Source organism: Polaromonas aquatica, assembly GCF_050626995.1.
GTDB classification, from domain to species: Bacteria; Pseudomonadota; Gammaproteobacteria; order Burkholderiales; family Burkholderiaceae_C; genus Polaromonas; species Polaromonas aquatica_A.
The window spans coordinates 463,144-475,618 of the sequence record NZ_CP192467.1 but is presented as its reverse complement, the minus strand read 5'-3'; the positions used below and the strand labels follow the sequence as shown (position 1 = coordinate 475,618).

The following is a 12,475-nucleotide window of genomic DNA, read 5'->3' as shown; positions in this document are numbered from 1 at the left end:
CCCTGGCTCGGCTCACTTCGTGTAGCCGGACTCCCCCTCAGGGGGACAACCGCTGCGGCCCGGCGAAGCCGGTTCCGCGCCGTTGCTTGGAAACAGGTCGATTGAGGCCATGGAGATTGATATGACAAGTGATATCTGTATTGAATTTGACGATGTGGTGGCGGGTTACAAGGACTTCATGATCCTGAACAACCTGTCGTTCAAGGTCAGGGCTGGTTCCATCACGCTGCTGCTGGGCCCCAATGGCGCGGGCAAGTCCACCGTGTTGAAGGCATTGTTTGGGCTGCTCAAGCCGCGCCAGGGCCGCATCCTGTTGAATGGTGAAGACATTTCGGGTGCGAGCCAGAAAGAACTGCTGGCCAAAGGCATTGTGTTTGTGCCCCAGGGGCGCAACCTGTTTGGCCAGCTTACCGTGTGGCAGAACCTGGAACTGGGCGGCATCACGCTGGGCAGCAAAACCACGCACGAGCGTATTCCCGAGGTTCTGGAGTTCTTCCCGCGCGTCAAGGAACGCCTGCACTCCCAGGCCTCCGCGCTGTCGGGTGGCGAGCAGAAGCAGCTTGAAATTGGCCGGGCGCTGTTGCTGCGCCCCAAGGTTATTCTGATTGACGAGCCTTCAATCGGCCTTTCGCCCATGGTGGTGCAGGATGTGTTCAAGCTGCTGCAGAAGCTCGCGGCGCAAGGCACGACGGTATTGATGGTGGAGCAAAACGTCAAAAGCGCCTTGAAAATTTCCGACGATGCCATCGCGCTTGAATCGGGCCAGCTGGTGCTGCACAAACCAGCGGCGGAACTGCTGGCGGATCCCAACATCGAACGCCTTTTCCTCGGCGGCGGTCATGTGCCGGGCGCAACCGTGGCGCCGGCCATGGCAACTTCCTGAATCTGCTGCACCTCTCACCGGAGACTTCACCATGAGTACCTTTGCACAGGCACCAGCCGCAACCCGGGAAGCCATTCCCGAAGTTGCCAACCCCTTGGGGCTGGATGGCATTGAGTTCATTGAATACACCACCTCCAAGCCGCAGGCACTGGGCCAGGTGCTGGAAACGATGGGTTTCCGTCCGGTCGCCCGGCATCGTTCGCGCGAGGTGCTGCTCTACCGGCAGGGCGGCATGAATGTGATCGTCAATGCCCATATTCCCGCCATGCCCGATGGTGCTGCACCGACCGACAAGCCGGTGATTGCCGCTGTGGCCCTGCGCGTGCGGGACGCTGCCGATGCTTACCACCGGGCGCTGGAGCGTGGGGCCTGGGCCGTGCCGTCACGCGTCGAAGTAATGGAGCTGAACATCCCGGCCATCCATGGCGTTGGAAAAAGCCGCATTTACTTTGTAGACCGTTACGACAAGTTCTCTATCTACGATGTGGACTTCGTGCCCATTCCCACGGTGGACCAGCACCCGCCGGCGGTAGCTGGCTTGCACTTCTTTGGCGTCGTGCAATACATCGGGAATGACCGCACTGAAGACTGGGCGGAGTTTTATCGCGAGTTGTTTGGATTTACCGACCTGCCGGACGAACAGCGCTTCGGCATCCTGCCCAAGGGGCGCATCCTTCGCAGTCCGTGCCCGCCGTCTTCGCGCTTTTACCTCCAGCTGATTGAACCCGAAGCCAGCGTGCTCGATGTGGAGGGGGATGAAAGCCTGCAGCGCATCGGCCTGGGCAGTGCGGACGTGCTGGCCACTGTCGGTGAGTTGCGCAAGCGCGGCGTGGAATTTCTCGAATCGCCCGGGGTCCATACCGAAGACCGTGGTGCGCTGACCAGGAGCTGGATGGGCAGCGTGAGTTTTGAGTTGGTCCATGACGTACGCTAAACAAGCGCCAGACATCATGAGCCACTACAGCGGCAACATCGACGATTTCGGGATGGATACCATCTCGCTGGCAGGCCCGCTGGAGGCCAAGCTCAAGGCCGTGCGTGAGGCCGGTTTCACCCAGATCATGCTCGCCGCCAAGGACCTGGTGGGCCATCCCGACGGCATGGAAGCCGCCGTCGCTGCAGTGCGTGCCAGCGGTTTGCGTGTCACCGGTTTCCAGGTACTGCGTGATTTTGAAGGGCTGTCCGGGCACCTGCATGACTACAAGATGGACATCGCCAAATCGATGCTGGAGATGTGCCATGCGCTGGGCTGCCGCCTGCTGCTGATCTGTTCGTCCACCTCGGTGCATGCCACGGGAGAGACCCAGGCGCTTGTGAAGGACTTGCGCAAGCTGGCCATGCTGGCGATTCCGATGAACATCAAGATTGCCTACGAAGCCTTGTCATGGGGGCGCACCGTCAACGAGTTCCCCCAGGCCTGGGACATTATTTGTGAAGCCGACATGCCCAACCTGGGTTTGGGCTTTGACTCTTTTCACATGTTCGCGACCAAGACCTCGCTGGATGAGCTTGACATCCTGGATCCGGACAAAATTTTCCTGGTGCAGCTGGCCGATTTCATGTGGACCGAAATCAAGTCCGTCGAAGAGCGCATTGCCACTGCCCGGCATTTCCGTGTGTTTCCGGGAGAGGGCGTGCACAGCGAAGCACTGGCCACGCTGGTGACCAAGCTGCACGGCCTGGGCTATCGCGGCGACTACAGCTTTGAAGTGTTTAACGACGACTACCAGCAAATGCCTTTGCCGACAGTAGCCCAGCGGGCCTGGCGCTCGGCCTTGTGGCTGGGGGAGGATGTGCTGCGGCGTTCTGTACCGCTGCCTAACCAGATCCGCTTGAAAAAATGAAGCCGCGCTCGCCGCTTCATGGGAATTGCTGGCCCCGAAAGGGTGCGCATTTCCCCATCGGGGCGGTTCGGCAAAAAGCAGTGTCTTTGAGAAATACGGGTCTTTGATTTTTCGGGAAAATTCGCCACATGAGCAGCATTTTTGAAGGGTTTTTGTCTACGCCGGAAATTCTGGAAGCCTTCAGTGAGCGTAATTTCCTGGATGCCATGCTGCGCTTTGAGGCTTCGCTGGCACAGGCGCAGGCAGACGCCGGCCTGATCCCGGAGGCGGCGGCACGCTCCATCGTGGGCACCTGCAAGATCGATTTGTTCGATGTGGCAAAGATTGTTCGTGAAAGCGGCCGCGCCGGCAGCATCGCCATTCCACTGGTGAAGGCGCTGAGGGAAACCGTGGGCCTTTTCAACAAGGAAGCCGCCGGTTTTGTCCATTTCGGCTCGACCTCCCAGGACGTGATCGATACCGCGCTGTCCCTGGTGACCCGCAAAGCGCTTAATTTCATTGAGGCTGACATCCGCAAGGCAGTAACCGCATTGCTGGCATTGTCCCGACAGCATGCTGCCGTTCCGGTGTTGGCGCGAACGCTCATGCAGCCGGCTTCGGTCACCAGTTTTGGCTTCAAGTGCGCGGGTTGGGCCGCGCCGTTGGCGCGCAGCCTGCAACGCCTGCAGGCGGCCGGCAACAATGCGCTGGCGGTGCAACTGGGCGGCGCCGTGGGGACACTTGCACAGATGAATGGCAAGGGCCCGCAGATCATGGCGCGCATGGCAGCGGACCTGAAGCTCAGACCTTCCGCATTTGCGTGGCACACCCAGCGTGACGAGTGGGTGGCGCTGGGCTGCGAGCTGGGCCTGCTGGTGGGTAGCCTCGGGAAAATCGCCAAGGACATCTCCTTGATGGGTCAGTACGAAGTGGGCGAACTGGCGGAGCCGGCTGAGCCAGGCCGCGGCGGTTCATCCGCCATGCCGCACAAGCGCAACCCTGTCGCCTGCATGGTGGCACTGGCTGCGGCGCAGCGCGCACCGCAGCGTGTAGCCGCCTTGCTGTCCACCATGGCACAGGAACATGAGCGCGCCCTGGGAAGCTGGCAAGCCGAATTGGCTGAATGGCCGGGGCTGCTGATGTCCGCGCATGGGTCCGTCCGATCCATGGCCCAGGCGCTGCCGGGATTGCAGGTAGATACCTCCCGGATGCATGCCAACCTGGAGGCGTTGCGTTCCGTGTTGCCCGCTGACGCCGCCGACGAATGGTTTAATCCGGCGCTGGCTCAGCACGCCTCGGCACTCGCACATGCCCAGGCCGATGTTGTTGAAGCGCTGCTGGGGCAAACCTGACGGATGTCGCACCAAGACCGGAAAAAGGGATAAACCATGAACGACCATGACAAGGGGATGATCAACCGCCGCCGCGTGCTCGGTGATGCGTGGGTTGACCGCTCAATCGCCAAAAGCAATGCTTTCAATGGCGAGTTTCAGGACTTGATCACGCGCTATGCGTGGAATGAGGTCTGGGGCCGGCCGGCGTTCGGGGACAAAACACGCCGCCTGATGGTGCTGTCGACCATGATTGCGCTGAAGGCGTACGAGGAATTTGCCATGCATGTGCGCGCCGCACTCGACGGTCCACCGGAATCGCGTCTTACGCCGGACGATATCAAGGAAGTGATCCTGCAGGCTGCCATTTACTGCGGCGTTCCTGCTGCCAACCATGCGTTCTCGGTGGCGGGCGATATCCTGCGCGAAAAAGGCCTGCTCGTTGACTGACAGGGTTTGTATCTGCGGCCTCCCAAGCACCTCATCATTAAAAGAAGCATGAAAAAACCTCACTTGCATTGCATCAGTGAAGGCCAGGGGCCTGTCGTGGTGCTCAGCCATGCGCTGGGCTGTGACCTGACGATGTGGGACGGCGTGACGGCCATCCTGAAGAACCGCTACACCGTGCTGCGCTACGACCATCGCGGCCATGGCCAGTCGGAAGCGTTGCCGGGCCCTTACACACTCGACTTGCTGGCCGGTGATGTGGCGGGCATTATCAACGGGCAGGGCGAAGGCCCGGTGCATTTTGTCGGGCTCAGCATGGGCGGCATGACGGCCCAGGCGCTGGCGGCGCGGTATCCGCAACTGCTCAAGAGCATTGTCATTGCCAACTCCGCCATGTTTTACGACGATGCTGCGCGTGCCATGTGGCAGGCGCGTGTCCGGACTGTGCAGGCCCAGGGCGTGGCGGCGATATCGGAGGGGGCGATGCAGCGGTGGTTTACGCCGGAATTCAGGGCAGACGAGGCGGATGGTGGCGCGCGCAAGGTAGCGGCGCTGCGCAGGGTGCTTGAGTCCACTGATGCCGCAGCTTATGCCGCCAGCTGCGAAGCGGTTTCCCGTATCGATTTCCGCACCAGCAACGGCGCAGTTCAGTGCCCGGCCCTGGTGATTGCCGGGGCGCGTGACGAGGCGACGCCCGTCGCCATGTCCGAAGCCATTTGCGCCAGCATCAAGGGCGCGCAACTGCGCACCTTGCCAGCGGCCCATTTAAGCGCGGTGGAGCAGCCAGATTCATTTGCCGATCTGCTGGAACGCTTTTTTGAAAGCCTGCGCTAGGGCGCTATCGCCGGACTGATTGGGCAAGTGCGGGAGCATGGTACAGGGTGCTTCGGTGATGGGATGGCGGCGGCAGCGTCGATAATCGGGCCCTGGCCAATCGCCAAAACCCACCCACCCGAACATCCGGAAAGCCCCGCTCCATGAAAACAGTCCTTGTCCTGAATGGCCCCAACCTCAACCTGCTGGGAACGCGTGAGCCGGCGGTGTACGGCTCACAGACCCTGGCCGATGTGGAGGCACTGTGCACCAAGGCCTGCGCGGCCCACGGTTTCAAGCTCGACTTTCGCCAGAGCAACCACGAAGGCGTGATGATTGACGCGATCCATGAAGCCGGGCGCGCACAGGCCGCGGGCGCGTTGGCGGGTATCGTGCTGAATGCCGGCGCCTATACCCACACCAGCGTCGCCTTGCACGATGCCATCAAGGGCACGGGCGTCACGGTGATCGAGCTGCACATCAGCAACGTGCATGCGCGCGAGGCTTTCCGCCATCATTCCTATATTTCGCCGGCTGCCAAGGCGGTGATGGCCGGCTTCGGCGTCAAGGGTTACGCCTTTGCCATCGCGGGCCTGGCCGAGCTGGCAGCCTGACCCGCCTGCGGCGCCTACCATGGCTGCGCCACCGAAATTTCCGGTTGACGAGCGCGAGGTGGAGTTCAGCGCCATCCGCGCGCAAGGCGCTGGTGGGCAAAACGTCAACAAGGTGTCGAGTGCGATTCACCTGCGGTTTGACATTGCGGCTTCGTCACTACCGGACGAAATCAAAGCCCGCCTGCTTGCCCGCCGGGCCGCCCCAAGGGTAAGCGACCCCCTCGGGGGGCAGCGTAGTACGCAAAGCGACAAGCGTGGGGGCTCATCAGACAGTCGCATCACGCAGGACGGCGTCCTGGTGCTCAAAGCCCAGCAACACCGCACCCAGGAGATGAACCGCAGCGATGCCATGGCACGCCTGCAGGAGATTGTTGACAGCGTCTCCACGCCGCCCCGGGCGCGGCGTGCCACCAAACCCACCTACGGCTCGAAACAGCGCCGCCTGGCCGGCAAAAGCCAGCGCTCGGAAATCAAGTCATCACGGGGCAAGGTGGGCGGCGGCGACTAAGACCCGTTCCAGGCCCTGCCGGCATCTGGATGTCCTTCAGGTCACCGTGTAGCGTCCCGGTTTGTGGTTGACCCAGAGGAAAAGGCTCATCAGCACGGCGGCCATGACGGAATACGCCACGCGCTCAGGGGGCACGACGGCCAGCGCCATCAACACCACAACCGAATCAATGGCCATCTGTATCTTGCCGGCGCGCCAGCCGTGCTTTTCCTGAAGATAGAGCGTCACGATGGTGGCGCCGCCCAGGCTGGCCCGGTGCCGGGCCAGGAAAAGGCAGCCGGTTCCCAGCAGCAGGCCACCCACCAGTGCGGCGTACAAGGGATGGATGTCTGCGATGTCAAACACCTTGGGCGACCAGTCTGCCAGCAGCGACAGCAAGGCAATGGACAGAAATGTCTTGATGGTGAACTCGCGCCCCATGCGGGTCCAGGAGAACCAGTAAAAGGGCAGGTTGACCAGAAAAAACAGCTTGCCGAAACTCACGCCCGTGGCGTAGTGCAGCACAAAGGCCACGCCGGCCGTACCGCCCGTCAACAGGCCTGCCTGATTGAAGATCACCATCGCCAGTGACACAAACAGCGTGCCGGTGAAGATGCCTTGTGCGTCGTCAAAAAGGGTGTGGCGCTCGGGCGGTGTAAGTTGAGCCATGGGACGCTGGAGTGTTGCCAGGAGGCGGGTCCTTCAGCTTTGCATGATCTGTGCCAGGGGTGCCTGCGTTTCAGCGGCTACAGGATCCGCGTGGCGCTGGTACCGGCGCAGCTGATTTCGCGTGGGCAGGAAAGGTTGGCAAAAAAGAAGTCATTTAAGGCCTGAGCCCAATCAAATTGGGCGCATTATGCTATCAAATTAATAGCGTCAGACGCGATGTTGATTTCTTTCCTTCAACCTGTCTCGCACCTCTGCAGTGATCTCCAGGGAGCGCCTGGCGATGGCTGGGTCGTAAATGTGGGTGGTCACCATCAGCTCATCGGCGCGGGTGTCCTCGATGAAGCGCTGAAGCTGGCCTTCAACCGTCGTGGGCGAACCCGCCACGGCGTATCGCAGCATGCGCTGGGCGCCGGCTTTCTCGGCTGGTGACCAATAGCTTTCCATGTCGTCGATCGGCGGCGGCATGAGCCCAGGCGTGCCACGCAACAGGTTGGTCATCGCTTGTTGCACAGACGTGAGTTGATAACGTGCGGCTTCATCGGTCTCCGCGGCGACGACATTGGCCACCACCATGGCGTAAGGTTTGGCGAGCTGCGCAGAAGGCCTGAAGCCGCTGCGGTACAGGTCCAGCGCCTGCATCAGCATGTCGGGTGCGAAATGCGATGCGAAGGCGAAGGGCAGGCCCAGCACGGCAGCGAGCTGGGCGCCAAAGAGGCTGGAGCCCAGCAGCCACAGCGGCACCTTGAGACCTGCGCCTGGAACCGCCCTGATCTTCTGGCCGGGTTCCACCGGTTCAAAGTAGGCCTGCAGTTCTTCAACGTCCCGGGGGAAGGTGTCGGCATTGTTGGCTCCATCGCGACGCAGCGCGCGGGCTGTCAACTGGTCGGTGCCAGGTGCGCGACCCAGCCCGAGGTCTATGCGGCCGGGATACAGCGAAGCCAGCGTGCCGAACTGCTCGGCGATCACCAGCGGTGAGTGGTTGGGCAGCATGACGCCGCCGGAGCCCACACGAATGGTCTGGGTGCCGCCTGCCACATGGCCAATGACCACCGCGGTAGCGGCGCTGGCGATGCCGGGGTTGTTGTGATGCTCGGCCAGCCAGAAGCGGTGGTAGCCCAGTTGCTCCGCATGACGTGCCAGCGCGAGGGTGTTTCGAAAGGCATCAGCAGCGGTTGCACCCTTGACGATGGGAGACAAGTCGAGGACGGAAAAAGGAATCATGGAAGGTAGGGTGTAGGAGGCTGGTGCCTCCGGTGCGCTCCGGCATGGGCAGCGGACCAGTTTAGGAGCTTCCCGATGGCCGCACGGAGGGCAGGGTATAAATCCTCCATGACAGATTTGGCAAACATTGAGCTGCCTCCCGAAGCGCTCGCGATGCTGCACACGGCCAGCCGTGTTGACACGCCTTGCGGCGACGGCGCCATGCTCTGGCACACCTGGGGCCAGGCCACGCGCAGGCCCGGACTCGCGCCGCTTGTGCTGCTGCATGGCGGCAGCGGCAGCTGGATGCACTGGCTGCGCAACATCCCCGCGCTGGCCGCGTCGGGCCGCTGGGTGCTGGTGCCCGATCTTCCGGGTTTTGGCGATTCGGCCGCACCCTTGCGGGGAACCGATGCTGATGTGCTGCCCGAACCGGTCGAGCAGGGGCTGGCCCTGCTGGTGGGCGAGGCGGCCTGCGACCTCGTGGGATTTTCCTTTGGCGGCATGGTGGCCGGCTTCCTGGCGGAGCGTTTCCCCGCCCGCGCGGCGCGTGTGGTGTTGGTGGGTGCGCCCGGCCTGGGTGTGGCGCCCGAAAAAGCGATACGGTTGCGCGCCTGGCGGCATATCACCGATGCGGCCCAGCGTGATGACATTCATCGTCACAACCTTGCTGCGCTGATGCTCTACCGCGAGGATGCGATCGACGAACTGGCCCTGCGCCTGCACGTCGCCAATGTGCTGCGCGACCGCATGAAGGGCCGCAGCCTGGCGCGCACCGGTGCGCTGGCGCAGTCATTGGCGCGGCTTCGTTGCCCGGTGTGGGCGATTTACGGGAAGGAAGATGCGCTGTACCGCGGCAAGCTTGATGGGCTTCGGACCGCCTTGGCGCAGGCTGTGCATTTCAGGGGCCTCGCCCTGGTCGAGGGCGCCGGCCACTGGCTGCAGTTCGAACGCGCGGAGGCCTTTGACGAAGCCCTCCTCACGGCGCTCGAAGCGGCTCTCTAGCGTTTACTTCTCAATCGCGAGCAGTTCGATGTCGAAGGTCAACGTGGCATTGGGCGGCACCACGCCGCCGGCGCCGCGGTCGCCATAGGCCGTGGCGGGGGGGCAGGTCAGTGTGGCTTTGCCGCCGACCTTGATCTTTTGTACGCCTTCGGTCCAGCAGGGCACCACGCGGTTCAGCGGGAAAGTGGCGGGCGCGCCGCGCTTGTAGGAGCTGTCAAATTCCTTGCCGTCGGCCAGCGTGCCGCGGTAGTGCACCTTGACAGTGTCCGTCGCTTTCGGCTGCGGGCCGGTTCCGTCGGTGCTGTGCACGACCTTCACGCCGCTGGGCAGGGTCTCGGCCGGGGCGGCGGCAAGGGCGGTGCTGGAGAGGGCAAGGGAGGCCAGGGCGGTAAGGGCGGCGGTCAATGTCTTCATGGAGGTCATGCTTTCATGGCAAGGGTAATCGGAAAGGCTGGCCTGGATTATCGCCCCGGCTCTCGCCTTGCCCTGCGGCGCCGGCTCGCCTGTCTCACGCTGTCAAGGTCGCTGAGCTGGATCATGAGGGGAGGGAGGGTATGAGTAACTCCAGATAATCAGAACTGGCTCCAAAATTGATAAGACCTGCGTAAAAAGGTCTTGAATTGGCCTTACCTTTTTCAAGTCATAAGCCAATAGCAAAACCCGCCCTCGCATAAACTGCACTTCACGCGGAGGACTCATGCTGGACCAAGTCAAACAGGTCGACAACCGTCGGCTCTACCAACAAATTGCCGAGCAGATTCGTGCCTTCATTGACAAGGGCAACTACACCGCGGGTGCACGGTTGCCACCGGAGCGCGATCTGGCCTTGCAACTGGGCGTCTCACGACCCTCGGTGCGCGAGGCGCTGATTGCACTGGAAATTGAGGGCAGCGTGGAAGTGCGCATGGGCGCTGGGGTGTATGCCTGCAGCGCGGCCCAACGCAAGCCGCAGGCCCTGGCCACCATGGGCGAAAGCCCGATCGAATTGATGCAGGCACGCGCCGCTATCGAGGGTACCGTCGTGCTGCAGGCCTGCGCCAAAGCCACACCCGAAGCACTGTTGGCGCTGCGCCAGATTCTGAAGAATATGCAGTCCGCCATGACACAGAACCGCTCGCCCCTGGCCTTTGACCGGCAGTTTCACCAAACGATTGCAGCCATGACAGGCAACTCCGTGCTGGAGCGGGTGGTGGGCGAGCTGTTTGATGAGCGCCACAGCCCGATTGCCGCGCGCCTGAGCGCGCATTCCGAATCCGGCCAAACCTGGGCCACTGCGCTGCAGGAGCACGAAGCCATCTTGCGGGCCCTCGAGAACCGGGACGTCCTGGGTGCACAAAGCGCCATGCGCATGCATCTGCAAGCCTCCGAACAGCGCTGGGTCGAGAACCGCCACGAGTGGTCATGAGCTGAGTTCCGCGCCGTGGTCAGGCCTGTGCAATTGCACAGGCCTTTCTTTCGTCTTTCAGACGGGTTTGATCCCGGATCACGGGTAAGCACTAATACACACGCACTTTTTGGTAAGGCCAAATATGCGAAATTGTGTCAGGTGGCCTTACCAATTTGCAAACAGCAAATTCACCCCTCCACGGTCCCCCTGACCCACCAAGAGGAGTTCGCATTGCTGTCATCCGTGTCTGATCCCGTCCGTCCCGACGCGTCCAGCCCTGCCGGGGATGGCGCACTGTTGCGCCTGGAAGGGATTACCAAACGCTTTCCGGGGGTGCTGGCACTGGATGGTGTGAGCTTTGAGGTGCGAAGTGGCGAGGTGCACGCGGTGTGCGGCGAAAACGGCGCGGGCAAATCGACGCTGATGAAGGTGATCAGCGGTCAGTACCAGCCTGATGCGGGGGCCCTGTACTACCGCGGCGAGGTTTGCCAGTTCCAATCCACCGCCGAATCCGAGGCTGTTGGCATTGCCATCATTCACCAGGAGCTGAACCTGGCTCCGCACCTGACGGTGGCCGAAAACATTTACCTGGCCCGCGAGCCATGCAAAGGCTGGCTGATTGACCGGGCGGCGCTACGCCGCCAGGCACGGCAATGCCTGGACCGGTTGGGGCTCGACATTGCGCCGGACGCTCTGGTCAAAACCCTGTCCGTAGCCCAGCAGCAGATGGTGGAAATTGCCAAGGCGCTGTCGCTCAACGCCCAGGTGCTCATCATGGACGAACCCACCTCGTCCCTCACGGAGTCGGAGACCGAGAGGCTGTTTGCCATCATCCACGAGCTCAAGCGTACGGGGGTGGGCATTGTCTACATCTCCCACCGCCTCGACGAACTGGCGCTCATCGTGGACCGGGTCACTGTCTTGCGCGACGGACGCTACGTGTCCACTGAACGCCTGGCCGACACCAGTGTGGAGGAGATCGTGGCCAGGATGGTGGGGCGCTCGCTGGACGATGTATTCCCCAAGAGAACCTCCGTGCCCACCACCGACGTGTTGTTGCGCGTGCAGGGCCTGACACGCCAGGGCGTGTTTCACGACGTGAACTTTGAGTTGCGTCGTGGCGAAATCCTGGGCTTTGCGGGGCTCATGGGGGCTGGTCGCACCGAAGTGGCCCGCGGCATTTTTGGTGCCGACCCCATCGACGCCGGCGAGGTGTTCCTGGCCGGGCAGCGCCTCACCATTCACTCGCCGCGAGATGCCGTGCGCCAGGGGCTGGCTTACCTGTCAGAAGACCGCAAGCACGACGGGCTGGCATTGAAGATGAATGTGGCAGAGAACATCACGCTGGCCAACATGGAAGCCGTGTCCAACTGTGCGGGAATGATCCAGTTTGCCAAAGAGCAGGATGCCGCACGCCACTACATCGGCGCACTCGACATCCGTACGCCCAGCAGCAGCCAGATCGTGCGTCTGCTTTCGGGCGGCAACCAGCAGAAACTCGTGATCAGCAAATGGCTGTTCCGTGAATCACGCGTACTGTTTTTTGACGAACCCACGCGCGGCATTGATGTGGGCGCCAAGTACGCGATCTACCAGTTGCTGGACCAGCTCGCAGGGCAGGGAATCGGCGTCGTGATGATCAGTTCGGAGCTGCCCGAAATCATGGGGATGACCGACCGCGTCGCTGTCTTCCATGAAGGCCGCCTGGTCACCATCCTTCCTACTCGCGAGACCCATCAGGAGGAGGTCATGCACTACGCCTCCGGCCGCAACGTTCCGCCCGCTAGCTGAGCCCTCCAGGATCCTTTCCCCGAAC

At 62.2% G+C, this 12,475-nt stretch carries 14 protein-coding genes; 11 read left to right on the top strand and 3 right to left on the bottom strand.

Annotated elements, in window-relative coordinates; translation table 11 throughout:
- Positions 1-121 precede the first annotated feature (121 nt).
- The 8 genes from ACQ4MS_RS02310 to ACQ4MS_RS02275 all read left to right on the top strand — a co-directional run bounded on the left by ACQ4MS_RS02310 (position 122) and on the right by ACQ4MS_RS02275 (position 6,419).
- Positions 122-883, top strand: a complete 762-nt coding sequence (locus ACQ4MS_RS02310) for an ABC transporter ATP-binding protein (protein WP_431097475.1) — start codon at positions 122-124, stop codon at positions 881-883.
- Positions 884-914: 31 nt separating this feature from the next.
- Positions 915-1,817, top strand: coding sequence for a VOC family protein (locus ACQ4MS_RS02305; RefSeq protein WP_431097473.1), 903 nt, complete (start codon positions 915-917; stop codon positions 1,815-1,817).
- A 16-nt stretch (positions 1,818-1,833) separates the two neighbouring features.
- Positions 1,834-2,727 carry a sugar phosphate isomerase/epimerase family protein gene (locus ACQ4MS_RS02300; RefSeq protein WP_431099516.1) on the top strand — a complete coding sequence of 298 codons (894 nt, stop codon included), beginning with the start codon at positions 1,834-1,836 and terminating at the stop codon, positions 2,725-2,727.
- 128 nt (positions 2,728-2,855) lie between these two features.
- Positions 2,856-4,058, top strand: a complete 1,203-nt coding sequence (pcaB, locus tag ACQ4MS_RS02295) for a 3-carboxy-cis,cis-muconate cycloisomerase (RefSeq protein ID WP_431097471.1) — start codon at positions 2,856-2,858, stop codon at positions 4,056-4,058.
- A gap of 36 nt (positions 4,059-4,094) precedes the next feature.
- Complete coding sequence (locus ACQ4MS_RS02290; RefSeq protein ID WP_431097470.1) at positions 4,095-4,487, top strand: carboxymuconolactone decarboxylase family protein; 393 nt, start codon at positions 4,095-4,097, stop codon at positions 4,485-4,487.
- A 48-nt stretch (positions 4,488-4,535) separates the two neighbouring features.
- Positions 4,536-5,318, top strand: a complete 783-nt coding sequence (locus ACQ4MS_RS02285; RefSeq protein WP_431097469.1) for an alpha/beta fold hydrolase — start codon at positions 4,536-4,538, stop codon at positions 5,316-5,318.
- 143 nt (positions 5,319-5,461) lie between these two features.
- Entirely contained in the window at positions 5,462-5,911 is a 450-nt protein-coding gene (gene aroQ, locus ACQ4MS_RS02280) for a type II 3-dehydroquinate dehydratase (protein WP_431097468.1), read from the top strand.
- 19 nt (positions 5,912-5,930) lie between these two features.
- Positions 5,931-6,419, top strand: coding sequence for an aminoacyl-tRNA hydrolase (locus ACQ4MS_RS02275; RefSeq protein WP_431097467.1), 489 nt, complete (start codon positions 5,931-5,933; stop codon positions 6,417-6,419).
- A 36-nt stretch (positions 6,420-6,455) separates the two neighbouring features.
- Here the strand turns inward: ACQ4MS_RS02275 and ACQ4MS_RS02270 are convergent, their stop codons facing one another.
- The gene (locus ACQ4MS_RS02270) at positions 6,456-7,067 is read right to left on the bottom strand and encodes a YitT family protein (protein ID WP_431097466.1); all 612 of its coding nucleotides are present in this window, start codon (positions 7,065-7,067) and stop codon (positions 6,456-6,458) included.
- Positions 7,068-7,274: 207 nt separating this feature from the next.
- Complete coding sequence (locus ACQ4MS_RS02265; RefSeq protein ID WP_431097465.1) at positions 7,275-8,288, bottom strand: LLM class flavin-dependent oxidoreductase; 1,014 nt, start codon at positions 8,286-8,288, stop codon at positions 7,275-7,277.
- Between the two features lie 108 nt (positions 8,289-8,396).
- Between ACQ4MS_RS02265 and ACQ4MS_RS02260 the strand changes: the two genes are divergently transcribed.
- A complete protein-coding gene (locus ACQ4MS_RS02260) occupies positions 8,397-9,272 on the top strand; it encodes an alpha/beta fold hydrolase (RefSeq protein ID WP_431097464.1) in 876 nt (291 codons plus the stop codon).
- A gap of 3 nt (positions 9,273-9,275) precedes the next feature.
- Here ACQ4MS_RS02260 and ACQ4MS_RS02255 read toward each other — a convergent pair whose 3' ends face one another.
- On the bottom strand, positions 9,276-9,686 hold the full coding sequence (locus ACQ4MS_RS02255; RefSeq protein ID WP_431097462.1) for an FKBP-type peptidyl-prolyl cis-trans isomerase: 411 nt from the start codon (positions 9,684-9,686) through the stop codon (positions 9,276-9,278).
- 283 nt (positions 9,687-9,969) lie between these two features.
- Here ACQ4MS_RS02255 and ACQ4MS_RS02250 point away from each other — a divergent pair, with 283 nt between their 5' ends.
- Together ACQ4MS_RS02250 and ACQ4MS_RS02245 are read left to right on the top strand one after the other, a co-directional pair.
- Entirely contained in the window at positions 9,970-10,677 is a 708-nt protein-coding gene (locus tag ACQ4MS_RS02250; protein WP_431097461.1) for a FadR/GntR family transcriptional regulator, read from the top strand.
- Between the two features lie 213 nt (positions 10,678-10,890).
- Positions 10,891-12,450 (top strand): sugar ABC transporter ATP-binding protein, encoded by a 1,560-nt coding sequence (locus ACQ4MS_RS02245; RefSeq protein ID WP_431097459.1) that lies wholly within the window; start codon positions 10,891-10,893, stop codon positions 12,448-12,450.
- The last annotated feature ends 25 nt before the right edge of the window (positions 12,451-12,475 follow it).

Bases quoted from the DNA above. Each gene is read 5' to 3' on its own strand.
- ACQ4MS_RS02290 (WP_431097470.1), top strand. From the start codon at position 4,095: ATGAACGACCATGACAAGGGGATGATCAACCGCCGCCGCGTGCTCGGT.
- ACQ4MS_RS02305 (WP_431097473.1), top strand. From the start codon at position 915: ATGAGTACCTTTGCACAGGCACCAGCCGCAACCCGGGAAGCCATTCCC.
- ACQ4MS_RS02275 (WP_431097467.1), top strand. From the start codon at position 5,931: ATGGCTGCGCCACCGAAATTTCCGGTTGACGAGCGCGAGGTGGAGTTC.
- ACQ4MS_RS02300 (WP_431099516.1), top strand. From the start codon at position 1,834: ATGAGCCACTACAGCGGCAACATCGACGATTTCGGGATGGATACCATC.
- ACQ4MS_RS02310 (WP_431097475.1), top strand. From the start codon at position 122: ATGACAAGTGATATCTGTATTGAATTTGACGATGTGGTGGCGGGTTAC.
- ACQ4MS_RS02270 (WP_431097466.1), bottom strand. From the start codon at position 7,067: ATGGCTCAACTTACACCGCCCGAGCGCCACACCCTTTTTGACGACGCA.
- aroQ (WP_431097468.1), top strand. From the start codon at position 5,462: ATGAAAACAGTCCTTGTCCTGAATGGCCCCAACCTCAACCTGCTGGGA.
- pcaB (WP_431097471.1), top strand. From the start codon at position 2,856: ATGAGCAGCATTTTTGAAGGGTTTTTGTCTACGCCGGAAATTCTGGAA.
- ACQ4MS_RS02265 (WP_431097465.1), bottom strand. From the start codon at position 8,288: ATGATTCCTTTTTCCGTCCTCGACTTGTCTCCCATCGTCAAGGGTGCA.
- ACQ4MS_RS02255 (WP_431097462.1), bottom strand. From the start codon at position 9,686: ATGAAGACATTGACCGCCGCCCTTACCGCCCTGGCCTCCCTTGCCCTC.
- ACQ4MS_RS02260 (WP_431097464.1), top strand. From the start codon at position 8,397: ATGACAGATTTGGCAAACATTGAGCTGCCTCCCGAAGCGCTCGCGATG.
- ACQ4MS_RS02285 (WP_431097469.1), top strand. From the start codon at position 4,536: ATGAAAAAACCTCACTTGCATTGCATCAGTGAAGGCCAGGGGCCTGTC.
- ACQ4MS_RS02250 (WP_431097461.1), top strand. From the start codon at position 9,970: ATGCTGGACCAAGTCAAACAGGTCGACAACCGTCGGCTCTACCAACAA.